Origin of the sequence: Glycomyces harbinensis, from assembly GCF_900101745.1 — a bacterium.
In the GTDB taxonomy this organism is placed as follows: Bacteria; Actinomycetota; Actinomycetes; order Mycobacteriales; family Micromonosporaceae; genus Glycomyces; species Glycomyces harbinensis.
Genome location: NZ_FNAD01000013.1, coordinates 119,985 through 143,526, shown reverse-complemented (window position 1 = coordinate 143,526; position 23,542 = coordinate 119,985). Strand labels below are relative to the sequence as shown.

18 protein-coding genes and 1 pseudogene are annotated in these 23,542 nt (G+C 71.2%); 14 read left to right on the top strand and 5 right to left on the bottom strand.

What is annotated here, in order from left to right:
- Positions 1–12: 12 nt before the first annotated feature.
- On the bottom strand, positions 13–1,722 hold the full coding sequence (gene aspT, locus BLQ63_RS19775) for an aspartate-alanine antiporter (RefSeq protein WP_091039143.1): 1,710 nt from the start codon (positions 1,720–1,722) through the stop codon (positions 13–15).
- Positions 1,723–1,954: 232 nt separating this feature from the next.
- Between aspT and BLQ63_RS19770 the strand changes: the two genes are divergently transcribed.
- The 12 genes and pseudogenes from BLQ63_RS19770 to BLQ63_RS19715 all read left to right on the top strand — a co-directional run.
- Complete coding sequence (locus BLQ63_RS19770; RefSeq protein WP_091039142.1) at positions 1,955–3,769, top strand: ABC transporter substrate-binding protein; 1,815 nt, start codon at positions 1,955–1,957, stop codon at positions 3,767–3,769.
- Entirely contained in the window at positions 3,766–4,824 is a 1,059-nt protein-coding gene (locus BLQ63_RS19765; protein WP_091039140.1) for an ABC transporter permease, read from the top strand. Before BLQ63_RS19770 ends, BLQ63_RS19765 begins: the two co-directional genes overlap by 4 nt.
- A gap of 7 nt (positions 4,825–4,831) precedes the next feature.
- A complete protein-coding gene (locus BLQ63_RS19760) occupies positions 4,832–5,743 on the top strand; it encodes an ABC transporter permease (RefSeq protein ID WP_091039138.1) in 912 nt (303 codons plus the stop codon).
- Positions 5,740–6,738, top strand: coding sequence for an ABC transporter ATP-binding protein (locus BLQ63_RS19755; protein WP_091039136.1), 999 nt, complete (start codon positions 5,740–5,742; stop codon positions 6,736–6,738). The genes BLQ63_RS19760 and BLQ63_RS19755 overlap by 4 nt, the downstream gene beginning before the upstream one ends.
- Entirely contained in the window at positions 6,728–7,825 is a 1,098-nt protein-coding gene (locus BLQ63_RS19750; RefSeq protein ID WP_091039134.1) for an ABC transporter ATP-binding protein, read from the top strand. Before BLQ63_RS19755 ends, BLQ63_RS19750 begins: the two co-directional genes overlap by 11 nt.
- Entirely contained in the window at positions 7,822–8,655 is an 834-nt protein-coding gene (locus BLQ63_RS19745; RefSeq protein WP_091039132.1) for a M55 family metallopeptidase, read from the top strand. Before BLQ63_RS19750 ends, BLQ63_RS19745 begins: the two co-directional genes overlap by 4 nt.
- Positions 8,648–9,964, top strand: a complete 1,317-nt coding sequence (locus BLQ63_RS19740) for a M20/M25/M40 family metallo-hydrolase (protein ID WP_091039131.1) — start codon at positions 8,648–8,650, stop codon at positions 9,962–9,964. Before BLQ63_RS19745 ends, BLQ63_RS19740 begins: the two co-directional genes overlap by 8 nt.
- Before the next feature lie 37 nt (positions 9,965–10,001).
- Positions 10,002–12,002 (top strand): S9 family peptidase, encoded by a 2,001-nt coding sequence (locus tag BLQ63_RS19735; protein ID WP_091039128.1) that lies wholly within the window; start codon positions 10,002–10,004, stop codon positions 12,000–12,002.
- Positions 11,999–12,922 (top strand): S66 peptidase family protein, encoded by a 924-nt coding sequence (locus tag BLQ63_RS19730; RefSeq protein WP_091039126.1) that lies wholly within the window; start codon positions 11,999–12,001, stop codon positions 12,920–12,922. Before BLQ63_RS19735 ends, BLQ63_RS19730 begins: the two co-directional genes overlap by 4 nt.
- Before the next feature lie 155 nt (positions 12,923–13,077).
- Positions 13,078–14,859, top strand: a complete 1,782-nt coding sequence (locus BLQ63_RS19725) for a glycoside hydrolase family 3 protein (RefSeq protein WP_091039123.1) — start codon at positions 13,078–13,080, stop codon at positions 14,857–14,859.
- Between the two features lie 9 nt (positions 14,860–14,868).
- Entirely contained in the window at positions 14,869–16,119 is a 1,251-nt protein-coding gene (locus BLQ63_RS19720; protein ID WP_091039120.1) for an exo-beta-N-acetylmuramidase NamZ family protein, read from the top strand.
- 23 nt (positions 16,120–16,142) lie between these two features.
- Positions 16,143–17,840, top strand: a pseudogene (locus tag BLQ63_RS19715) (serine hydrolase domain-containing protein); the annotation flags it as partial.
- Between the two features lie 55 nt (positions 17,841–17,895).
- Here BLQ63_RS19715 and BLQ63_RS29870 read toward each other — a convergent pair.
- Positions 17,896–18,897 carry an SDR family oxidoreductase gene (locus BLQ63_RS29870; protein WP_091039115.1) on the bottom strand — a complete coding sequence of 334 codons (1,002 nt, stop codon included), beginning with the start codon at positions 18,895–18,897 and terminating at the stop codon, positions 17,896–17,898.
- 87 nt (positions 18,898–18,984) lie between these two features.
- Between BLQ63_RS29870 and BLQ63_RS19705 the strand changes: the two genes are divergently transcribed.
- Entirely contained in the window at positions 18,985–19,617 is a 633-nt protein-coding gene (locus tag BLQ63_RS19705; protein WP_091039113.1) for a hypothetical protein, read from the top strand.
- On the opposite strand, the gene BLQ63_RS19700 is transcribed toward BLQ63_RS19705, so the two are convergent.
- Positions 19,614–20,522, bottom strand: coding sequence for an AraC family transcriptional regulator (locus BLQ63_RS19700; protein WP_091039111.1), 909 nt, complete (start codon positions 20,520–20,522; stop codon positions 19,614–19,616). The two genes, BLQ63_RS19705 and BLQ63_RS19700, sit on opposite strands and share 4 nt — an antisense overlap.
- 80 nt (positions 20,523–20,602) lie before the next feature.
- On the opposite strand from BLQ63_RS19700, the gene BLQ63_RS19695 reads away from it, so the two are divergent.
- The gene (locus BLQ63_RS19695; RefSeq protein ID WP_091039109.1) at positions 20,603–21,229 is read left to right on the top strand and encodes an NAD(P)H oxidoreductase; all 627 of its coding nucleotides are present in this window, start codon (positions 20,603–20,605) and stop codon (positions 21,227–21,229) included.
- Positions 21,230–21,319: 90 nt separating this feature from the next.
- Here the strand turns inward: BLQ63_RS19695 and BLQ63_RS19690 are convergent, their stop codons facing one another.
- On the bottom strand, positions 21,320–22,777 hold the full coding sequence (locus tag BLQ63_RS19690; protein ID WP_091039226.1) for a glycoside hydrolase: 1,458 nt from the start codon (positions 22,775–22,777) through the stop codon (positions 21,320–21,322).
- Positions 22,778–22,910: 133 nt separating this feature from the next.
- Entirely contained in the window at positions 22,911–23,513 is a 603-nt protein-coding gene (locus BLQ63_RS19685; protein ID WP_091039107.1) for a VOC family protein, read from the bottom strand.
- Positions 23,514–23,542: the final 29 nt, after the last annotated feature.

Genomic DNA, 23,542 nt, shown 5'->3' with positions numbered 1-23,542 from the left:
CGGGCGTTCGGGTCAGGAGAGCACGGCCACGATGACCGCGCCCCAGATCGTGAGCAGGACGTTGCCGATGGCGTACGGGATCGTGTAGCCCAGCACCGGCACCTGGCTCCTGGCCGAGTCGGTGATGGCGCCGATGGACGCGGTCGTGGTGTTGGACCCGGCCACGATGCCGAGGTTGATCGGCACGGGGATCTTGAACAGCCACTTCGCGAGGTACATGGTGACGAGCATGGGCAGCAGCGTGACCACGAGTCCGGCGAAGACCAGGCTCAGGCCCTCGGACCTGACGCCGGAGACGAAGTCGGGCCCGGCCATGATGCCGACGATGCCGACGAACATGCACAGGCCGCCGGTCGAGAGCATCCAGTTGGCGGCGGGCGGGAACTGCCCGAACGTCGGCGACTTGGCGCGCAGCCAGCCGAAGACCAGGCCCATGATGAGCGCGCCGCCCGAGGTGGTCAGGCCGATGTCGGCGCCGGCCACCGCGATCGTCGGGACGCCGATGAGCGCGCCGATGACGATCCCGATGCCGACGTAGCTCCAGTCGGTGGCGTCCGAGGCGCGGTTGGGGTAGCCGAGGTCGCCGACGACCGCCTCGACCTCCTCCTTGCCGCCCTGGACGGTGATCTCGTCGCCGCGGTGGATGGCGGTGTCGTCGCTCCAGGGCAGGTCCTGGCCCCCGCGCACGACCTTGGTCACGAACAGGCGCGGCGCGTGCTCGGCGAAGGCGTCGCCGACGCGTGCGCCGACGAGCTCCTTCTTGGTGATGACGATCGCGAGGGTCTCGATCGAGTAGGCCAGGAGCGATTCGTCGTCGACCTCCTCGCCCCACTGGTCGACGTTGAGCGCCACCAGGTCGGGGCGGCGGGCGGCGAGGGTGACCACGTCGCCGACCGCGAGGGCCGTGGAGCGGTGGACGGGCGTGACCTCGTCGCCGCGGCGCAGTTCGTGGAACATGACGCGGTGGCCCAGGGCCAGCGCGCGGTCCTCGAGTTCGCCGACCGTGCGGCCGACGATCGTGCCTTCGGCGCCGGTGCCGCCGATGCGGTAGGCGCGGCGCACGACCGAGTAGTAGGCGCGGCCGATGCCGGGCTCCTTGGCGACGCCGAGCCGCTGCTCCATCGCGTGGGCGTCGGCGGCGAGGCTCTTGGAGCCGAGCATGCGGGGCGCGATGGTGGAGAGGAAGAACGCGGCGGCGGCGGTGCCGAAGAGGTAGCAGACGGCGTAGCCGACGGCGACCTGCGACTCCATCTCCTTGACGTCGGCGTCGCTGAGGCCCGGCAGGGCGGCGATGGCGGAGTCGGCGACGCCGATGACGGCGGACTGGGTGAGGCCGCCGGCGAGCAGGCCCGCGCCCCAGCCGGGGCCGTAGCCGAGGGCCTTGGCGAGGACGATGACGACGGCGAGGCCGATCACGCAGTTGACGACGGCGAGGATGACCTGCTTGACGCCGTCGCCGCGCAGGCCCGCGAAGAACTGGGGGCCGACGTTGTAGCCGAGGGCGAACAGGAAGGCGACGAAGGCGACGGTCTTGACCAGGTCGGGGATGTCGAGGCCGTCGAAGACGATGCCGACGAGGACGCCGGCGAGGAGGGTGCCGGTGACGGGTCCGAGCACGATGCCCTTGATCTTGAGCTTGCCGATGAAGAACCCCGCGCCGAGGGCGAGGAAGATGGCGATCTCGGGGTGGGCGACGAGCGCGTCGGACAGCCAATGCCACACCGCGACCCTCCCGTCACCGTCAGTAGTGGATTGAATCTAACCGAATGAGGAGGGACGGTCACCGGGTTCGGAAGTTCGGGTCCTTCGCATATTGCAGCAATGAAAACTTTCTTCACATCGTTGACAACTCAAGAAGTGTTCCGTCATTCTGATCGGTACATCGAGGACCCGGCGCGCCCGCTGCCGTGAGCGCGCCCGGCGCCCGAAACGAGAAGCGAGGAACTTGCACCCCATGAATCCCCATGCCCTGATGCGGCGGTGCCTCTCGGCCGCAGCCGCGCTGCTGCTGTCGGCGGGGGCGCTCGCGGTCGCCGCCCCGAGCGCCGCGGCCCAGGAGAACGACACCGACAGCCTGCTCATCGCGACGGACCAGGAGGTCGACACCTTCAACCCGTTCAAGCGACGGTTCGTCATCACCTACAACACCAGCCTCATGACGTACGAGACCCTCGTGCGCATGGGCGCCGACTACGAGCCGGAGCCGGGTCTGGCGACCGAGTGGGAGGAGTCCGAGGACGGTCTCACCTGGACGTTCACGATCCGCGAGGGCGTGGAGTGGTCGGACGGCGAGCCCCTGACGGCCCAGGACGTCGCCTACACCTACGGCCTGCTCATCGAGAACCAGGCGATCCGCGACTGGAACATCGACTTCGCGGGGAACCTGGTCAGCGCCGAGGCCCCCGACGACACCACGTTCGTCCTCACCCTCGCCCAGCCCTCCCCCTGGGACGTGCTCACCCGCGAGGTGTTCGTCGTCCCCGAGCACGTCTGGTCGACCTACCCCGACCCGTCCGCGGACGACGCGAACCAGCTCCCGCTGGTCGGCTCCGGCCCGTTCCAGGTCACCGAGTACGAGACGGGCGAGTTCATCACGCTCGAGGCCAACGAGGGCTACTGGGACGGCGCTCCCGGCTTCGACGAGGTCGTCTTCGACTATTACGAGGAGAGCGACGCGGCGGTGGCCGCCCTCGAAGCGGGCGAAGTGGACATCGTGAGCGGCCTCAACCCCGCCCAGATAGGGGCCCTGGAGGGCCAGGACGGCATCACGGTCAACAACGCGCAGGGCCGCCGGTACGTCTCGCTCACCATCAACTACAACTCGGTGACGAAGGACGGCACCGAGTTCGGCGACGGGCACCCCGCGCTCAAGGACCCGATCGTCAGACAGGCCATGCACATGGCGATCGACAAGCAGGAACTCGTGGACACCGTGCTCGACGGCAACGGGCAGCCCGCGACCTCGATCATCCCCGAGATCTTCGAGCAGTACCACTGGGACGGCGGCGACGCCGTGCTCGACTTCGACATCGAGGCGGCGAACGCGCTGCTCGACGAGGCCGGGTACGTGCGCGGCGACGACGGGATCCGGACCATGCCGGGCACCGGCGAGCCGCTGAGCTTCCGCTTCTACCAGCACGCCGACAGCACCGACTACGCCACGATCGCGCAGTTCGTGTCCGAGTGGTGGGCCGAGCTGGGCCTGGAGATCACGCCCGAGGCCATCGAGCAGGGCACCCTGAACGACCTGGCCTACCTCGGCGAGTTCGACATCGCCTTCTCGGGCTGGGGCGTGGGCCCCAACCCGACCGAGCAGCTGGGCATGCACACGTGCGCGGTGCTGCCGACCCTCACCGACGGCACCGAGCGCTCCAGCGAGAACAACTACTGCAACGCCGAGTTCGACGCGCTCCACGAGCAGCAGAAGGTCGAGTCCGACCCCGAGGCGCGCGCCGAGCTCGTCAGGGAGCAGCAGCGGCTGATGTACGAGGACACCCCGGTGATCTACCTCTACTACCAGAACGTCCTGGAGGCGTACAACAGCGACAAGATCACCGGCATGACCATGCAGCCCAGCGAGGGCGGCATGATCACCGGCCAGCAGGGCTACGCGTGGGCGTACGTCACGGCGCAGCCGGCCGACGCCGAGGACGAGGGCGGGACCCCGATGTGGGTCTGGATCGCGGTCGCCGCGGCGGTCGTCGTCGTGGCCGCCGGCGCGATCGTCTTCGTGCTCCAGCGCAGGAAGACGGCGGACGAGCGCGAATGACGGACGGTTCGTCGACCGCGGACGGGGCCTCCACCGAGGCCCCGTCCGCGGGGCGCTCCAGGCCCGGCGGGCGCGTCTCCTCAGGCTTCGGGCGGTACCTGTTCAAGCACGTCGGCGGCGCCGCCGTGTCGCTGCTGCTGGTGCTGTTCTCCTCGTTCTTCATCTTCCGGCTCATCGCCGGGGACCCGATCGACCAGCTCACCCGCGAGCGCCCGGTCTCGCCCGAGGAGCGCGCCGCGATGCGCGCCGAACTCGGCCTCGACCAGCCGATGTGGCAGCAGTTCTGGGACTACATCACCGGGACCCTCACCATGGACCTCGGCGAGTCGTTCCAGTACCGCCGGCCGATCTTCGACCTCATCGTCGAGCGGCTCCCCGCCACGCTCATCCTCTCGGGCACCGGCATGGTGCTGGCGGTCGTGCTCGGGTTCTGGATCGGGACGCGCGCGGGCTGGAAGCAGGGCACGCGCTTCGACAAGGGCCACGTCGCGACCGGGCTCCTGCTGTACTCGGCGCCCACGTTCTGGCTCGGCATGATCATCATCCTGGTCTTCGCCAGGTACCTGGGCCTGTTCCCGGTCAACGGGATGCGCTCGCCGAGCACGCCGCCGGACTTCTGGTCCCAGGCGGCCGACATCGGCTACCACCTGGTGCTGCCGGTGCTCACCTACACGGCGGTCGTCTACGCCGGGTACCTCATGATCATGCGCTCGTCCCTGCTGGACGAGATCGGCAGCGACTACCTCACGACCGCGCGCGCCAAGGGGCTGCGCGACGACGAGGTGCGGCGCAAGCACGCGGTGCCGAACGCGCTGCTGCCCACGGTGACCCTGGTGTTCCTGGCCCTCGGCGGGGTCGTGAACGGCTCGATCGTGACCGAGACCGTCTTCAGCTGGCCCGGGCTCGGCAGCCTGTTCGTCCAGTCGATCTTCTACCCCGACCGGCCCGTCCTCCAGGCGCTGTTCGTGCTGTTCTCCAGCTCGACCATCCTCGCGGTGCTGGGCGCGGAGATCCTCTACTGGTTCATCGACCCACGCATCAGAAGGTCCGGCTGACACGACCATGACGACCACGACTCCGGTCTCCCCGCGCTCCCTCAGATGGGCGCGCAGGCGGCAGTCCTTCACGCGTTCCTGGAACGCCTACCGCTCCCAGCGCACCGGCATGATCGGCCTGTTCCTGCTGGCCGCCATCGTGATCCTCGCGCTGGCCGCCCCGATCCTGGTCGACGAGTCGCAGCTCTCGGTCACGCAGGCCACCGGCGGGCGCATGGAGCCGCCCAGCGCCGGCTTCCCGCTCGGCACCGACGAGGTGGGCCGCTCGATCCTGGCGCTGACGCTCTGGGGCGCCCGGTTGTCGCTCCTCATCGGACTCACCGCGACGGTGGTCGCGATCCTCGTCGGCACCGCCATCGGCGTCACCGCCGGGCACATCGGCGGCTGGTACGGCTGGATCGCCCTGCGCTTCTCCGACTGGTTCATGGTGCTGCCCAGCCTGGTCGTGGCGATCGCGCTGCTGGCCGTGCTCGGGCGCAGCATGTCCACCACGATCCTGGTCATCGCGATGGTGTCCTGGTCGGGCACCACGAGACTCGTGCGGGCCCAGACGCTCACGGTGCAGGCGCGGCCGTACCTGGAGCGCGCCAAGGCGCTCGGGGCGGGGCACTGGCACCAGATGACCAAGCACATCCTGCCGAACGTCCTGCCGCTGGTGCTCGCCAGCGCGACGCTCCTGGTGCCCTCGGCGATCCTCATGGAGTCCTCGCTGGCGTGGCTGGGGCTGGGCGACCCGAACGTGGTCTCGTGGGGCTCGATCCTCAACCGCGCCTCCAGCAACGGGGCGGTGTCGGCGCACGCGTGGTGGTACCTGCTGCCGCCGGGCCTGGCGATCCTGCTGGTGGTGCTCGCGTTCATGATGTGCGGGCGGGCGCTGGAGGCCGTGTTCAATCCGAGGCTGCGAGGTGAGCAGTCGTGACGCTGCTGGAGTTCAAGGACCTGCACGTGACCTACACGGGCTCGCGCGGGCGCATCCCCGCCGTGCGCGGCGTGGACCTGAAGGTGGAGTCCGGGAGGACGCTCGGCATCGCGGGTGAGTCCGGCTGCGGGAAGTCGACGCTGGCGATGGCGGTGCTGCGGCTGCTCCCCAAGAGCGCCGAGGTGACCGGCGAGATCCTGCTCAACGGCGAGGACCTGCTGACGATGGGCTGGGGCCGGCTGCGGGCGGTCCGCTGGACGGGCGCCTCGATCGTGTTCCAGGGCGCGATGCACTCGCTCAACGCGGTGCACCGGATCGGGAGGCAGGTGGCCGAGCCGATCCTGCTGCACGAGGAGGGGATCTCCCCGAACGAGGCGGCGGAGCGGGCCGAGGCACTGCTGGAGCGGGTCGGCCTGCCGTCCTCGCGGGCGCGGTCCTACCCGCACGAGCTGTCCGGCGGGCAGCGCCAGCGGGTGATGATCGCGATGGCGCTGGCGTGCGACCCGGACCTCATCATCGCCGACGAGGCGACGACCGCGCTCGATGTGATGGTGCAGGCCCAAGTGCTGCAATTGATCTCGGGGCTCGTGACGGAGCGGGGCGTGGGGCTGGTCATGATCAGCCACGACCTGTCGGTGCTCTCGGAGGTGTGCGACGAGGTCGCGGTCATGTACGCGGGTTCGGTGGTCGAGCAGGGTCCGGCGCACGAGGTGTTCGCGAACGCGCGGCACCCGTACTCGGCCGCGCTCGGGGCGGCGTTCCCGGTGATCGGGGACCCGGCTTCGCGCAAGCGCCCCGGGGGCCTGGCCGGGGATCCGCCCGACCCGGTGCGCCTGCCGGACGGCTGCGCGTTCCGCCCGCGGTGCGCCGTGGCCGTGGAGCGGTGCGGCGAGGAGGTTCCGGCGCTCCTGGCGGTGCCCGGCGCCGCCGGAGAGGGACCGGCGCGCGTCAGTGCGTGCTTCGTGGCTCAGGAAGGGGAACCCGTTGTCGTCTGAAGCACGGTCGTCCAATGAAGAACCGTCGTCCGGTTCGGCGCCGTCGTCTGCGGCGCCGGTCCGCGGCGAGAAGTCGCTGACCGCTCGGGACCTGCGGGTCGAGTTCGGGCTACCGGGCGGGCGGGTCGCGCGCGCCGTCGACGGCGTGGACCTGGACGTGGCGCCGGGCGAGATCGTGGCCCTGGCGGGCGAGTCGGGCTGCGGCAAGACCACGCTGGCGCGCACGCTCCTGGGCCTGGAGCGGTCGACGGGCGGGACCGTGGCGTTCGGCGGCGAGCCGCTGCGCTACTCGACCAAGGCGCTCAAGGCCTACCGGCGGCAGGTGCAGCTGGTGCTCCAGGATCCGAGCGGGGCGCTGAACCCGCGCCACACCGTGTACGACGCGGTCGCGGAGGGCCTGCGCATCCACGGGATCACCGACGACGAGCCGGGGCGGGTGGCCGACGCGCTCTCGCGCGCGGGCCTGCGCCCGCCCGAGCAGTTCTTCCTGGCCTACCCGCACGAGCTCTCGGGCGGCCAGCGCCAGCGGGTCGTCATCGCCGGGGCGCTGGTGCTGCGCCCGAGCATCCTGATCGCGGACGAGCCGGTCGCGTCCCTGGACGCCTCGGTGCGCGGGGAGATCCTCGCGCTCCTGCTGCGGCTCAAGGAGGAGCAGGGCCTGGGGGCCCTCGTCATCACGCACGACCTCGGTCTGGCGTGGAGCATCGCCGACCGGATCGCGATCATGTACCTGGGCCGGATCGTCGAGCAGGGCCCGGTCGAGCAGGTGCTCACCGCACCGCGGCACCCGTACACGCGGGCGCTGGTGTCGGTGCTGCCGGGCGCGCCGGCGCTCAAGGAGGCGGTGCCGGAGCCGATCGTGCTGGCCGGGGAGCTGCCGGACGCCTCGCGGATTCCGGGCGGGTGCCGGTTCAGGCCGCGCTGCCAGGAGGTCGCCGCCGGGCGGGCCGCCGAGGTGCTGCACCGGTGCGAGAGCGAGGACCTGGAGATCCTCGGGCCGGAGTCGGCGCCGCATCTGGTCGCGTGCCATCTCGACCGCGCTCGCCGTGAGGACGCCCGCGACGGCGGTGCGAGGATGGCCGTGTGAAGATCCTCATCAGCGCCGACATGGAGGGCGCGACGGGCGTGACGTGCCCCGCGGACGTCCTGCCGGGCGGGCCCGGCTGGGAGCGGATGCGGCCCCTGTTCACCGGGGACGTCAACGCCGTCATCGAGGGCGTGCTGTCGGACGGCGCCCACGAGGTCCTCGTCAACGAGGCCCACTGGTCCATGCGGAACCTGCTCTTGGAGCGGCTTCACGACGCCGCGACCATGATCACCGGACGGCACAAGGAGCTGTCCATGATGGAGGGCGTGCAGGAGGGCGACGTCGACGGCGTGGTCTTCCTGGGCTACCACGCCGGGGCGGGCGCCGAAGGGGTGCTGGCCCACACGTATCTCGCGAACACGCTGACGTCGGTGTGGCTCAACGGGGTCCGCGCCAGCGAGGGCCGGCTCAACGCGGCGCTCGCGGCCGAGTACGGCGTGCCGGTGATCCTGGTGACCGGCGACGACCGGACGATCGAGGACGCCGAGGACTACGCGCCCGACGCCGTCGGCGTCGCGGTCAAGCGCGCGGTGTCGCGGTACGCGGCGGAGTGCTTCACCCCCACGGTGAGCGCCGAGCTGCTCCGCCAGGGCGCGACCGAGGCGGTGCGGCTGGCGGGCCGGCGCGAGCCCGAACGGGCCGGGCCGCACCGCATCGACGTCGAGTTCGACGCCGAGCACCTGGTGCAGGCCGTGTCGGTGATCCCCGGCGTGGCGCCGGCCGGGGAGCGGCGGGCGGCGTTCACGCTGCCGACCATGTACGAGGCCATGCGGTGCTTCAAGGCCGTCACGACGATCGCCTCGCAGGCGATGGAGGAGCAATATGGTTGACGCGCAAGCGCTCGACGAGGTCGTCACGTTCACCTCGGAGCTCATCCGGATCGACACCACCAACCGCGGCGGCGGTGACGGGAACGAGCGCGAGGCCGCCGAGTACGCGGTCGGCAAGCTCTTCGACGCGGGGATCGAGGGCGCGATCGTGGAGAAGGCCCCGCTGCGCTCCAACGTGATCGCGCGTATCGAGGGGTCGGAGCCCGACGCCCCGGCCCTGCTGGTGCACGGGCACCTCGACGTGGTGCCCGCCGAGGCCGCCGACTGGTCGGTGCACCCGTTCTCCGGCGAGATCACCGACGACGGGAACGGCGGGATGCTCTGGGGCCGCGGGGCGCTCGACATGAAGAGCATGGACGCGATGGTCCTGGCGACCGTGCGGTCCTGGGCTCGCGAAGGCGTGAAGCCGCGCCGGCCCATCGTCATCGCGTTCACCGCCGACGAGGAGGCCAGCGCCGAGTACGGCGCGGGCTACCTCGCCGAGTCGCACGCCGACGCGTTCGCCGGGTGCACCGAGGGCGTCTCCGAGTCGGGCGGGTTCACCTTCCACGGCGGGAACGACCTGCGGATCTATCCGATCGCGGCGGGCGAGCGCGGCACCGCGTGGCTGAAGCTCTCGGCCCGCGGCAGGGCCGGGCACGGGTCGAAGGCCAACCCGGACAACGCGGTCAGCAAACTCGCGGCCGCCATCGCGCGCATCGGCGCGCACGAGTGGCCGGTGCGCCTGACGCCGACGGTGCGCGCCGCGCTGACCGAGCTGGGCGCGCTCTACGGCGCCGAGCCCGACTTCGCGCACGTCGACGATCTGATCGGCAAGCTCGGTCCGGCCGCGCAGCTGGTGGAGTCGACGCTGCGCAACAGCGCCAACCCGACGGTGCTGCACGCCGGGTACAAGGTCAACGTGATCCCCGAGCACGCGAACGCCGAAGTGGACGGACGGATGCTGCCGGGCTTCGAGGACGAGTTCGCGGCCACGATGGACGAGCTGTGCGGGCCGGACGTGCACTGGGAGTTCCAGCACCGCACGTCGGGTCTCGGCGCACCGGTGGACACGCCGACGTTCGCCGCGATGCGCGAGGCGATCCGCAAGTTCGACCCCGACGGGCACCCGGTGCCGTTCTGCATGTCCGGCGGCACCGACGCGAAGCAGTTCTCCGAACTGGGCATCACCGGCTACGGTTTCTCCCCCCTGGGGTTGCCCCCGGAGTTCGGGTACGGGAGGCTGGCGCACGGAGTGGACGAGCGGGTCCCGGTCGAAGGCCTCCGGTTCGGCCTGCGGGTCCTGGACGACTTCCTGCGGCACGCATAGCAGGCACACGCGACGAGTTACAGGCGAGGAGCCCACGATGGTGCAGCAGTCCCCTTACGGCACTTGGGAATCCCCGATCACCACGGCGATGGTGGCCGCTTCGGACGGCAGACCGGCACATCTCGGCGCGATCGGCGGCGAGCTGTGGTGGACCGAGCCGAGGCCGACCGAGGGCGGGCGCAAGGCGCTGGTCCGGCGCCGCCCGGACGGCACGGCCGAGTCGGTCCTGCCCGCGCCGTGGAACGTGCGCAACCGCGTCCACGAGTACGGCGGCCACCCCTGGGCCGGGACCATCGGCGAGCACGGGCCGCTGGTGGTCTTCACGAACTACGCCGACCAGCGGCTCTACCGGTTCGAGCCCGACGGTGCCGCCGAGAACCGCGGCGCCGAGCCGGTGCCGCTGACGCCGCTCCCGGCGATCAGCGCCGGACTGCGGTGGTGCGAGCCGGTGGTCGTGGAGGAGTTCGACGAGGTCTGGGCGGTCCTGGAGGAGTTCACCGGGGAGCGGCCCACCGACGTGCGCCGCGTCCTCGCGGCCGTCCCGCTCGACGGCTCGGCCGCGGGCGACCGGTCGAAGATCCGGGAGCTGACCGACGACTCCTACCGGTTCCTCACCGGGCCGAAGCTCAGCCGCTCGGGTTCGTCGGCCGCGTGGATCGCCTGGAACCACCCGCACATGCCCTGGGACGAGACGGAACTGCGCGTCGCCGAGATCACCCCGGACGGCCGGCTGGTCGAGACCGCCACGGTCGCCGGCGGCGAGGGCGAGTCGATCGCGCAGGTCGAATGGGCCGGTGACGGCACGATCGTCTTCGCGGGCGACCGCACGGGCTGGTGGAACCTGCACTGGGTCGACCCCGAGAACGGCAACACCGGCGAGATCCACCCCGCGGACGAGGAGTTCGCGGGCCCCATGTGGGGCTTGGGCATGCGCTGGTTCCAGATCCTCGCCAGCGGCGACATCGCCACCGTCCACGGCAGGGGCGAGAGCCGCCTCGGCGTCTTCGACGCCTGGGACCGCGAGCTGAATCCGGTCGAGGGTCCTTGGACCGACTGGGCCGCAGGGCTGGTCGCGGTCGGCGACAGGGTCTTCGGGCTCGCCGCGAGCGCCGCCGGCGGCTACGAGGTGGTCGAGGTCGACACCGCGAAGGGCACCTCGCGCGTCATCGCGGCCGCGCACGCCGACGCGGTCGACCCGGCCTACTACCCGGTCCCCGAGCACCGGACGTTCACCGGTCCGGGCGGGCGCGAGGTGCACGCCCACGTCTACCCGCCGCGCAACCCCGGACACGAAGCGCCCGAAGGCGAGCTGCCGCCGTACGCGATCTGGGTCCACGGCGGCCCGACCAGCAACGTGCGGGCCGTGCTCGACATGGAGCTGGCCTACTTCACCTCGCGCGGCATCGGCGTCGCCGAGGTCAACTACGGCGGCTCCACCGGGTACGGGCGCGAGTACCGCGAGCGGCTGCGCGAGCAGTGGGGCGTGGTCGACGTCGAGGACTGCGCGGCCGTCGCCCGGGCGCTGGCCGAGGAGGGCACGGCCGATCCGGCGCGACTGGCGATCCGGGGCGGCAGCGCGGGCGGGTGGACCTCGGCGGCGTCGCTCACTTCGCCTGCGGCCGAAGGCCTCTACGCGTGCGCGGTGGTCAAGTACCCGATCCTGTCCCTGTCGGGGTGGACCGGCGACGACACCCACGACTTCGAGGCGCAGTACGTGCACTCGCTCGTCGGCCCGCCCGAGGTGCTGGAGGAGCGCTCACAGGAGCGGTCCCCTGTGGACCACGCGGACCGGATCAAGGTCCCGTTCCTCCTCCTCCAGGGCCTGGAGGACGAGATCTGCCCGCCGGCGCAGTCCGAGCGGCTGCTGGAGCGCATCGCGGGCAAGGGCGTCCCGCACGCCTACCGCACCTATGAGGGCGAGCAGCACGGGTTCCGGCGGGATTCGACCATCGTGGACGCCGTGCTCGCCGAGCACGCCCTGTACGCCCGGGTCTTCGGCTTCGAGGGCCCCGACTTCGCACTGGAGCTGCACCCGTGAGCCTCGCACCGCTGGTTCGGCCCCGACGCCTCGCCGAGGGCGACCGGGTCGCGATCGTCTCCCCCGCGAGCCCTTCGCCCGCAGAGCGGTTCGACGCCGGGCTCGCGGTGCTGCGCGGCTGGGGGCTCGATCCGGTGGTGCTGCCGCACGCGACCGAGACCACGGGTTTCCTCGCCGGGACCGACCGGGACCGGGCCGCCGACTTCACCGAGGCCTGGGCCGACCCGTCGTTCGCGGCCGTCATCGCCGCGCGCGGCGGCTACGGCGCCCAGCGGATGCTCGACCTCGTCGACTGGGAACGGCTGCGGAGGGCCGAGCCGAAAGCGCTCGTGGGCTTCAGCGACGTGACGGCGCTCCACGAGGCGGTCGGCCTGCGCCTGGGGGTCGCGCAGATCCACGGGCCCATGCCCACCTGGTCGGCGTTCGCGAACAGCGCCGCGATGCGGGAGCACCTGCGCCAGACGCTGTTCGAGCCGGAGCGGGTGCAGAAGCTCGACTCCCCCACCGCGCGGACCATGGTGGGCGGCAAGGCCTCCGGCGTCACCGTCGGCGGGACGCTGACGCTGCTGGCCGCCGGGATCGGGACCGCGGAGCACCGCGACGACCTCGGCGGGGGCCTGCTGCTGCTGGAGGACACCGGCGAGGCGCCGTACCGGCTCGACCGCGCCCTCACGCAGCTGCGCCGCGCCGGATGGCTCGACGGCCTCGCCGGGATCGTGCTCGGCTCCTGGGCCGACTGCGGCCCGTACGAGGAGACCCGCGCGGTGCTCCAGGACCGGCTCGGGGACCTCGGCGTCCCGGTCGTGGAGGAGTTCGGATTCGGGCATTGCGACCTTTCGCTCACGATCCCCTTGGGACTCAAGGCGACTCTGGACGCCGACGCGGGGACCCTCCATTTCGACGAACCGGCCCTGCACTGATCGTTATCGTTCCTTCACATGAAAATGCACTCCGTAGTCTTGCCTTGACATGAAGATTTCTGCCAGGATGAGCGGATCGGGTCATACCCGGTCGAAAAGGGACCGGCGAGGTATGTTCCGAGCCCCCGATTCCCGCACAGACTGGAGCCCTGTCAATGGAGACGCATCCCCGACGGACCGTGCTCGCCGCCGCCCTGGGCGCCGCCGCCGCGGTGGCCGCCGCCGGCACCGCGCAAGCGCACGGCGGTGACAAAGAGCGGCGCCGGTTCGTCAAGCGCCGCCTCAAGGCCATGAGCCTGGAGCAGAAGGTCGGCCAGCTCTTCACCACGTACGCGTACGGCCAGACCGCCGACACCACCGCGGCCGCTGACGTCGCGAACAACCAGGCCGCGCACGGGGTCGACAACGGCGTCGCCCTCCTGGAGAAGTACCAGCTCGGCGGGATCATCTACTTCGCCTGGTCCAACAACGTCGCGAACCCCGACCAGATCACCGCGCTCTCCAACGGGCTCCAGGAGGCCGCGACCGACGCGTGCGGGACGCCGCTGCTCATCGCCACCGACCAGGAGCACGGCCTCGTCACCCGCATCGGCCCGCCCGCGACCCAGCTGCCCGGCGCGATGGCCCTCGGCGCGACCCACGACCCCGAGGCCGCGCGCGAGGCGGCCGTCATCGCCGGGACCGAGCTGCGCGCCATGGGCCTCAACCAGAACTTCGCCCCCGACGCGGACGTCAACGTCAACCCGGCCAACCCCGTGATCGGCGTGCGGTCCTTCGGGTCCGACGCCGAGCACGTCGCCGCCTTCGTCACCGCCCAGGTCGAGGGCTACCAGGCCCGCCGCGACCTCGGCTCGACCGTGAAGCACTTCCCCGGCCACGGCGACACCGAGGACGACAGCCACGCCGAACTGCCGCGCATCGACCACACCTACGAGGAGTGGCTGCAGATCGACGCCCCGCCGTTCCGCGCCGCCGTCGAGGCCGGCGTCGACGCGGTCATGACCGCGCACATCCAGTTCCCGGCCCTGGACGAGTCGCTGCGCCCCGCCACGCTCTCCGGGCCGATCCTCACCGGACTGCTGCGCGAGGAGCTGGGCTACGACGGCGTCGTGTACACCGACTCGCTCCAGATGGAGGGCGTGCGCGAGGGCTACGGCGACGACCGCGTGCCCGTGCTCGCGCTCCAGGCCGGCGTCGACGTGCTCCTCATGCCGATGGACATCGACCTGGCCTACAACGCGGTGCTCGCCGCCGTGGCCGAAGGCGAGCTCACCGAGCGGCGCATCGACGAGTCGGTCACCCGCATCCTCGACCTCAAGTACCGCCTCGGCCTGTTCCGGGACCCGTTCGCCGACCCCGGCGAAGTGGCCGAGATCGTCGGCATCCCCGAGCACCTCGAAGCGGCGCAGGCGATCAGCGACAAGAGCACGACATTGATCGTCAACGACGGCGTCCTGCCGCTGGTCACCGACGGCGGCTCCGTGCTCGTCACCGGCTGGGGCGAGACCACCCTGACCGTCCTCAGCGACCAGTTCACGCAGCGCGGCTGGTCGCCGACCAGGCTCGTCACCGGGATCGCGCCGACCCAGGCGCAGATCAATGCCGCGGTCGCCGCCACCGAGGGACAGGGCCTGATCGTGGTGGCCACCAACGGTGTCGCCGCCAACCCGACCCAGACCGCGCTCGTCAAGGCACTGGCCGCCACGGGCGTCCCGGTGGTCGCGCTCGGCGTCAGGAACCCCTACGACATCGCCCATTTCACCGACGACGTCAGCGCCTACCTGGCAACCTACTCGTACGCCGCCGACGGGCTCGAATCCGCCGTGGGCGCCATCCTCGGCGGCAGGCCGCCGCAGGGGAAGCTGCCCGTCGACATCCCGCGCGCCGACGACCCGGAGGCGGTCCTGTTCGCCTTCGGCCACGGCCTGAGCTACTGAGGAGCACCCGTGCAGCGCAGAAGACTCCTCGGCAGTGCCATCGCCGGCACCGCACTCGCCGCGACCGCGGCGGCCGTACCCGCGCACGCCGGCGGGCGCCGCGTCAAGACCGGCATCGAAGTCCTCGCCGACGACGACTTCGCCGAACTCGCCGGCCAGAGGGTCGGCGTCATCTCCAACCCGACCGGCGTGCTCCCGGACCTGAGCCACGAAGTGGACCTCATGCACGAGAGCGGCAAGGTCGACATCGTGGCCGTGTTCGGCCCCGAGCACGGCTTCCGCGGCGTCTCGCAGGCCGGCGAGGGCGAGGACTTCTTCCTCGACCCGAAGACCGGCATCCCGGTCTACAACGCGTACAACGACAAGGACCGGATGGCCGAGCTCCTGGCCGAGGCCGGGGTCGAGACCCTGGTGTTCGACATCCAGGACGTCGGCGCGCGGTTCTACACCTACATCTGGACCATGTACCTGGCGCTGGAGGCGGCCGGGCAGCTGGGCCTGCGGTTCGTCGTGCTCGACCGTCCCAACCCGGGGACCGGCAGGGCCGCGAGCGGGCCGGTGCTCCATCCCGAGCACGCGACGTTCGTGGGGCTCAAGCCGATCGCGCAGCGCCACGGCATGACCGTGGGCGAGCTGGCCCGCTTCTTCAACCACGAGTTCCTGCCCGAGCCGGCGGACCTGACCGTGGTGAAGATGAGCGGCTGGAAGCGGGACATGTACTTCGAGGACACCGGTCTGCCGTGGATCGCGCCCTCCCCCAACATGCCCACGGTCGCGACCGCGATCGCCTACCCGGGGACGTGCCTGTTCGAGGCCTCCGCGCTCTCGGAGGGGCGCGGCACGACCAAGCCGTTCGAGCTGCTCGGGGCGCCCGAGATCGACCACACGTGGTCCGAGGCGGTCCAGGGCCTGCCGGGGGCGCGCTTCCGCGAGGCGTACTTCACGCCGACGTTCTCGAAGTGGGCGACCAAGGTCTGCGGCGGCGTCGAGCTCCAGGTGACCGACCGGCGCGACTTCGACCCGATCCGGACGGGCCTGGCGATGATCATCGAGCAGCGCCGCCTGTTCCCCCAGTACGGGTGGCGCTCGCAGGACGTGACGTCGTTCTGGCTGGACAAGCTCACCGGAAACCAGGCGGTGCGGCTGGCCATCGAGGACGGTGCTGAGGTCGACGATCTGGCACCTCTGTGGGCCGAGGAATTGGATGCGTTTTCCGAGCAAAGAGAGTCGTATTTGCTCTATCGCCACACCGCTCAGTGATGGCACGATAACCAGGAGACACGATGCAGCGTCGAACCATGCTCGGGGGCGCGGCGGGGGCGATCTGTTCGGCGCTCGCGTTCGCCTCCCGCGCCAACGCCGAGGAGCGCCCCTCCATGCCCGAACTCACCGGCCCGCCGACAGCCGGACCCTACGACGTGACCTTCCCCGAACACCCCCTCAGACTCCGTTACGGCTCCTGCGGCGAGGCCCGGCTCACCGCCTCGCACATCGGGCGGATCGTGCCCGAGCTCGAGTCGTTCATGTCGGACCCGGCCCCCTCCTTCCCCGGCTACACCGTCCTGGCCGCACGCCACGGCGTCGTCGTCGAGCACCGGGCCGGGGGCCACAAGCTGCGCTACGAGAGCTGGGACGAGGCGACCAAGACCGCGGTCGAGCTGCCCGAGGACCAGTGGGAGGAGGCCGAGAAGGACACCGTCTACGACCTCGCCTCCATCTCGAAGCTCTTCACCGCCACCGTCACCGGCCATTTCATCGACGAGGGCCTCATCGACCTCAAGAGCCCCGTGGTGGAGTACCTGCCGGACTTCGACTCGTCCGATCCGGAGAAGAGCCCGATCACGCTGGGGCACCTGCTGTGCCACACCTCCGGGATGATCGCGTTCATCAACCTGTACGACAAGCCCGACGAGCAGGCGCGCATGGAGGCGATCTACGCCTACCCCCTGCGGCGCCCGCCCGGCAGCGGCTACGAGTACTCCGACCTCAACCTCATCGTCCTGGGCAAGGTCCTGGAGGCCGTGGCCGGGCAGCCCCTGGACGAGCTGGTCACCGAGATCATCTGCGAACCGCTGGGGCTCAAGGACACCGGGTACAACCCGTCCGAGGCCGGCCGGACGGCCGCGACAGAGTTCCAGCCGTGGACCGGGCGCGGCATGGTCCGCGGCGAGGTGCACGACGAGAACGCGTGGGCCTTCGGCGGCGTCGCCGGGCACGCGGGCGTCTTCGCGACCGCGTGGGACCTGGCCGTGTTCGGGCAGATGATCCTCAACGGCGGCCGCTACCGGGGCGCGGAGATCCTCTCCGAGTCCACCGCGCGCCTGGTCTTCACCGACCAGAACGCCGGGATGGGCGAGAGCGCCGCCCGGGGCCTGGGCTGGCAGTTGGGCCAGCGCTGGTACATGGACGCGATGAGCTCGCCGGTCACGGTGGGCCACACCGGGTACACCGGGACGTCGATCGTCCTCGACCCGCTGGCCGGGACGCTGCTGGTGCTCTTGACGAACCGCGTGCACCCGACCCGCAACTGGGGCACCGCGAGCGCCTACCGGCGCGCGGCGAGCCGGCCGATGGGCCGTGCGGTCCCGGTGCGGCCGCGCTCGGGCGAGTACGCGTGGTTCGCGGGGCAGGCCGACGACGCGACCGCGACGCTCACGGCCGTGCTGCCGACGGCGAGCCTGGACGCCGAGGCGTCGTTCGCGCTCTGGTATGACACCGAGGCGACGGACGTGGCCGCGCTGGAGGCGAGCCCGGACGGCGAGGCGTGGACGCCGGTGCCGCTGGACCTGCGCACCGAGGACCACCACTGGGAGACCGACGGCCGGTTCTCCGGGTTCTCGGGGCGCCAGTGGATCAAGGCGGGCGCGCAGGTGCCCGACGGGACGATGTTCCTGCGCTGGCGGTACACGGCCGACCCGGCCTACCAGGGCCGGGGCGTGTACGTCGACAAGGTCAAGGTCCGCGAGGGCCGAGCCGTCGTGCATGACGGCTCGGCCCTCGTGGCGGACGGCTGGGAACTGGTGCGGGACTTAAGGTCTACAGCGGCCGGGGCGCGTAGCGCTCGGCGAGGCGGTCCATCAGGTCGTCGACCTCCGGGTCGACGACCTGCTGCTCCGGGTGGGCGTCGTACCAGGCGATCAGCTCCCGCGCGCCGAGCTTGTACGGCGTGGTGTTGCGGCCGAACTCGGGGACGAGGGCTTTGACCTTGGCGTTGTCGAAGACCATCGAGTGCGCCTTGTCGCCGAGGAGGCCGGCGCCCCAGTTCGGGTCGGCCGCGGCGATGGCGTCGGAGGGCACGTGGACCAGGTTCAGCTCCTCGACGCCCGCGGCGTCGGCGACGTAGGCGAAGATCTGGTTCCAGGTGGGCGCCTCGTCGCCGGTGATGTGGAAGGCCTCGCCGACGGCGGCCTCCTTGCCGAGGAGGCCGGTGAAGCCGACCGCGAAGTCGCGGCTGTGGGTGATCGTCCACAGTGAGGTGCCGTCGCCGTGCACGACGACAGGCTTGCCCTTGCGCATGCGGTCGACCACGGTCCAGCCGCCGTCGAAGGGCAGCAGGGTCTCGTCGTAGGTGTGCGAGGGGCGGATGATCGTCATCGGGAAGTCGTCGTCGCGGTAGGCGGCGGTCAGCAGCTCCTCGCAGGCGATCTTGTCGCGCGAGTACTGCCAGAAGGGGTTCTTCAGCGGCGTGGACTCGACGACGGGCAGGTGCGTGGGCGGGGTCTGGTAGGCCGAGGCCGAGCTGATGAACAGGTACTGGCCGCACCGGCCGGAGAACAGGTCGATGTCGCGCTGCACCTGCGCGGGAGTGAAGTTGACCCAGTTGACGACCGCGTCGAAGGAGGCGTCGCCGAGGGCGGCGCGGACCGACTCGGGGTCGTTGACGTCGGCCGCGATCGTCGTCACGCCGGGGGGCAGTGCGCGCTCGCTGGTCTTGCCCCGGTTGAGGACGGTGACGTCCATGCCCTGGGCGACCGCCTCCCGCACGCACGAGGTGGAGATCCGGCCGGTACCGCCGATGAACAGCACGCTGACGCTCACGTGAAACCCCTTTCAGGTTGAGGACGGTCCCACCCTACTCGCCTGCGCGCCCTGGGACGGGTGGTCTCCGACGGGCATGATGGGCCGATGCGCACACCTGATCCCTCGGTCCCGTGGGGCCGCCCCGCGGTGGCATCGATCCCGCTGCCCCCGTTCGCGTCCCCGGCCCACCACCAGCGCTTCACGCGCGCCCTCCAACTGCACGTCGCCCTCGTGGACGACGGCGCTCCGTCGCTCGCGGCGAAGGTCCTCGGTGAAGCGCTCGCCGGGCAGGGCCAGGGCGCGGACCTGACCCGGACGGAGCTCGACGCGGCCCTGTCGACGTACTTCCCCGCGCCGTGGACCCCGGCGGCGCTCGCCGCCGTGCTGGCGGCGCACGACCGCTTCCCTCCCCGCGAGCAGGGAGGGCGCTGGAACTGGCACTACGACCCCGACTTCACCGCGACGCCCCGCGAGGAGGGCGGTTGGGAGATCGAGAGCCACGAGCGCGGCTCCCGGAGGGTCGAGATGGTCCTGGAATCGCACGACGACCTGGTGCTGCTGTGGATGGACCACTTCCACAAGCACTTCCTCTACCCCTACGGGTGGCGGTTGGACGAGCCGGAGCTCAATGCGTTCGCCGCCGCGGCGAAGGCGGTCCGAACGGCCCACGCGGCCGACGCCGCCAAGCCCTACTTGCGGAACTGGCGCACCGAACGCGAAGCGGCCCTGGGCGACTAGGGGATCTTGGACCGGTAGGCGCTGGGGCTCGCGCCGTGGAGCCGCTTGAAGGCGGTGCTGAAGGCGAACGGGTCCGCGTAGCCGACCTCTCGGGCCACTTCGGCGACGGCCCGGTCGGGGTCGGCGAGCAGGTCCTCGGCCAGGCACATCCGCCATTCGGTGAGATAGGCCAGCGGCGGCTGGCCCATGACCTCGGTGAAGCGCTTGGCGAAGTGGGCTCGGGAGACGCCCGCGACGGCGGCCAGCGCGCCCACGGTCCACCGCTCCCCCGGGCGCCGGTGGACCGCTTCGAGCGCGGGCCCGGCCACCGGGTCGAGCGCGCCGAGGTACCAGGCGGGCGCCTTCGCGCCCTGTATGTCGAACCAGCAGCTCAGGGTGCAGATGAGTCCCCAGTCGAGGACGCGGTCGACCAGGGCCCGGCCGCCGGGCCGGGACCGGCGGGCCAGCGCCTCGTCCAGGGCCTGGAGCCAGACCACGTCCTCGACGGCCTCGTTGAGGACGATCACGGGCGGGAGCGCCTTCAGCAGCCGCTCGTGGCGGGGCTTGAGGCCGCGGTAGGCGCCCACGACGAGCGTGGTGGAACCGTTCGCGTCCTGTTTCGGTTCGCGGTCGGCCTCCTGGTCGAAGCAGGAGACCAGGTAGGTGCGGCCGACGCTGTCAGCGGTGGCGTCGAGGTCGGCGAGGTGGAACGGCTCGGGGCCGAGGATGATCGCGGTGTCGCCCGCGGCGACCTCGAACTCGGCGCCGTCGTGCAGCACGAGCCGGCCCCGGCCGCTCACGATGGTGAGCATGGTCAGCGGCGCGCCGTCGCCGAAGCGGATCTTCCAGGCGGGCTCGAGCGCGGCGCGGTTGACCGCGGCCCGCTCGGCGCGGATGCCGCCGAGCATGTCGCTGAACGGGTCCATGCGCCGAGCGTAGACGATCGCAAAGGAAGTTCCGGCTCTCGACCATGGTTCGTCCACGACGACGGCGCTGTACTGGTCGTATGAACCGAGACCTTCCCGCCGAGAACGAACCGACCGCCCTCGTCGTCGTGTCCCACCACCGCTCCGACGCGCTCACCGCGGCCGTGGCCGAGCGGGCCGCGAAGCGCCTGGAGGGCGCCGGGTACCGCGTCGACCTGCTCGACCTCCACGCCGAGGGCTTCGACCCGCGCAACAGCCGGGCCGACGAGCCGGACTACTCGAACCGGGACAAGGTCTACACCGAGGAGGTGCACCGCCACATCGCGCGCGTGCACGCGGCCGACCTCGTCGTCCCGGTCTTCCCGGTCTGGTGGTTCGGGCTGCCCGCGTTGATGAAGGGCTGGTTCGACCGGGTCTGGAACCACGGCCTGGCGTACGGGCGCCGCGAGTCCCCCATGCGGGGCAAGCGGATGCTGTGGCTGGCGCTGGCAGGGCTGCCCGAGGACGATCCGAACGCGGATCTCGTCAGGAGCCTCCTGGACGGCACGCTGCGCCGGGGCGTCTCGGAGTACTGCGGCGTGATGGACACGCGCACGGCGGTCCTGTACGACAGCGAGGCGAAGGGGCTGGCGGGGGCCGGGCGCGACCGGCACTACCGGGAGCTGTTCGCGCGGGCCGACGCCGCGATCGACGACCTGGTGGCGTGATCGGCGCGGGGCCGGGACGGCTCCGGGCGGTGGGGCCCGGGGCCGCCCCGGTGTCCGCAAGGGCGCCCCGGGCCCCACCGTGTCATGCGGTCACCGCACCACGTTGTTGATCTCGAAGGTCTGCACCGTGTTGGCCGGGAAGGCCCTGGAGAAGCGCTTGCCCGAGACCGCGGTGTCGCTGTGGCTGCGGTAGAGCTCCGAGCCGTTCGTCTGCGTGGACCAGCGCGTGGCGGTCTGGTTCGGGACGGTGCCGAACGCCGCCAGGTCGTACGTGATGGTCTGCGCCGTGCCGTAGTTGGTCGTGACGAGCACGAGCTTGCGGGCGGCGGCGTCGTAGGCGGCGATGGTGTTGCCCTCGCCGCCGTCGATGATCCTCATGCCGGGGCGGATGTGGCGGGCGTACTGCGCGTAGACGTAGTACTTGGGGTTGACCGCGCCGAGCGTGCCGGTCTCGTTGTCGGCCTGGATCAGGCCCCAGCCGCCGCCGTCGAGGACCTGCCAGTAGCACCAGGCCGTGGGGTGGAGCCAGCGGAAGTCGAGGTTGAGGTTGCGGGCCAGGCGCAGGCCGGAGCCGTCGCTCTCGCCGTACTCGGAGTTCCACAGGGTCTTCCCGGCGGCGCGGACGGCGCTGTAGACCGAGTCGCGCCGGCCGCCCTCGTACTGGTAGCCGTGGACGTTGACCTTGGCGACCTTGCTCTTCGCCGAGGAGGTCAGGCCGTTCCAGGTGCTGACGGCCTGGTCGTACAGGGACTCGTCGGAGGCGGTGATGGGCATCGAGCTCAGGCCGCGCGCGTTGAGCTCGGTGCGGAGGTGGTCGATGACGATCGACTGGGTGGCGACGTTGAAGTGGCAGCCCTCCTGGGTGCCGGCGGCCGTCCACCAGTTCGCGATCGGCTCGTTGAAGGGGTCGACGTAGTCGAAGTCGACGCCCCAGTTGTCGTGCGCGTACTTCGCGACCGTGGCCATGTAGACCGCGTGCTGCTGGCGGTTCCAGGACTGGAGGTTGTCGGCGTTGCCGTCGGCGCCGCCGGCGGGGTTGTGGTTGGCGCACATCCACCACATCGGCGAGTTCGAGAACAGCTCGAAGAGGTTGGCGCCGCGGTCGCGGGCCTTCCACATGAGGTTGCGCTGGGCGCTGTCGACGTTCCAGTTCCAGCTGGAGGAGGCGGGGTCGCTGGAGTTCCAGTCGAGCCAGTAGCCCTCCATCTGGCGCGAGGGCATCATGTTCGGGGAGACGGCCATCGACTCGCCGCCGATCGAGTTCCACGAGCACGCCCCGGCGTTGTACCGCACGATGTTCATGCCCAGGCCCGGAAGCGAGGTGCCGCCGAGGGCGACGGTGTTGCGGGTGAACATGATGTCGGCCAGGTCGTTGCGGTTGCCGAAGGCCTTGCCCCACCAGCACAGGGAGGTGCCCCAGCCCTCCCAGGCGCCCCAGTCGGTCGCGGGGTTGACGGTGGTCGAGTAGTCGGCCTGGGCGGCGGCCGGAACGGCGGCGGCCCCCAGGCCGCCGACTCCGGCCGCGGTGAGGAGCGTGCGACGGCGCATGACGATCTCCAATCGACATCGATCGATATCTAATGGAGAACATCGTGGCACCGAGCACTCACAAAGTCAAATGCTTCGATAAAGGGATGGAAGAAGTGACGCCAGTGGTCCGTGAGTCCCCCGCCGCTCGGTCCTAGGACTCCCAGGCGAACCCGTCCGGGTCGGTGAAGTCGCCCGCTCCGCGCAGGACGATCCGGTGCGAGCCCGAGCCCTCGGGGTCGACCCCGGCGACCTTGGCGAGGCCCTTGCGGTTGTAGAGCGCCAGCGTGACGCCGCTGCCGGGGTTCTTGAACTCGATGTACTTGCGGCCGTAGGCCTTCTCGACCTCGAAGCCGCGGCCCTCGTAGAACTTCCTGGTGGCGAGGATGTCCGCGGCGCCGAGCAGGAACACCACGCTGTCGACGTCCCGGGTCTCGGGGCCGGAGTTCTTCTTGTTCGAGGTCGCGATCTGCCAGACCACGCCGAACGGGTCGCGGAGCGTGCCGCCGTAGCCCCACAGGCTCTTGGAGGCGGGCTTGACCGCGGTGGCCCCGCCGTCGAGGGCGGTGCCGTAGAGGCTGTCGACGATGCTCGGCTGGGCGACGACGAGCGAGAGGGTGAAGCCGCGGAAGCCGCTGGTCGGCGCATCGGAGGCGCGGACGCCGAGCTCGGAGTCGAGCCCGAAGGCGTCGGCGTAGAACCGCTCGGCGGCGGCGGTGTCGGGCGTTTCGATGAGGACGGAGGCGATGGAGGCCATTGGACGGTCCTTTCAGGTTGATGCGTGCG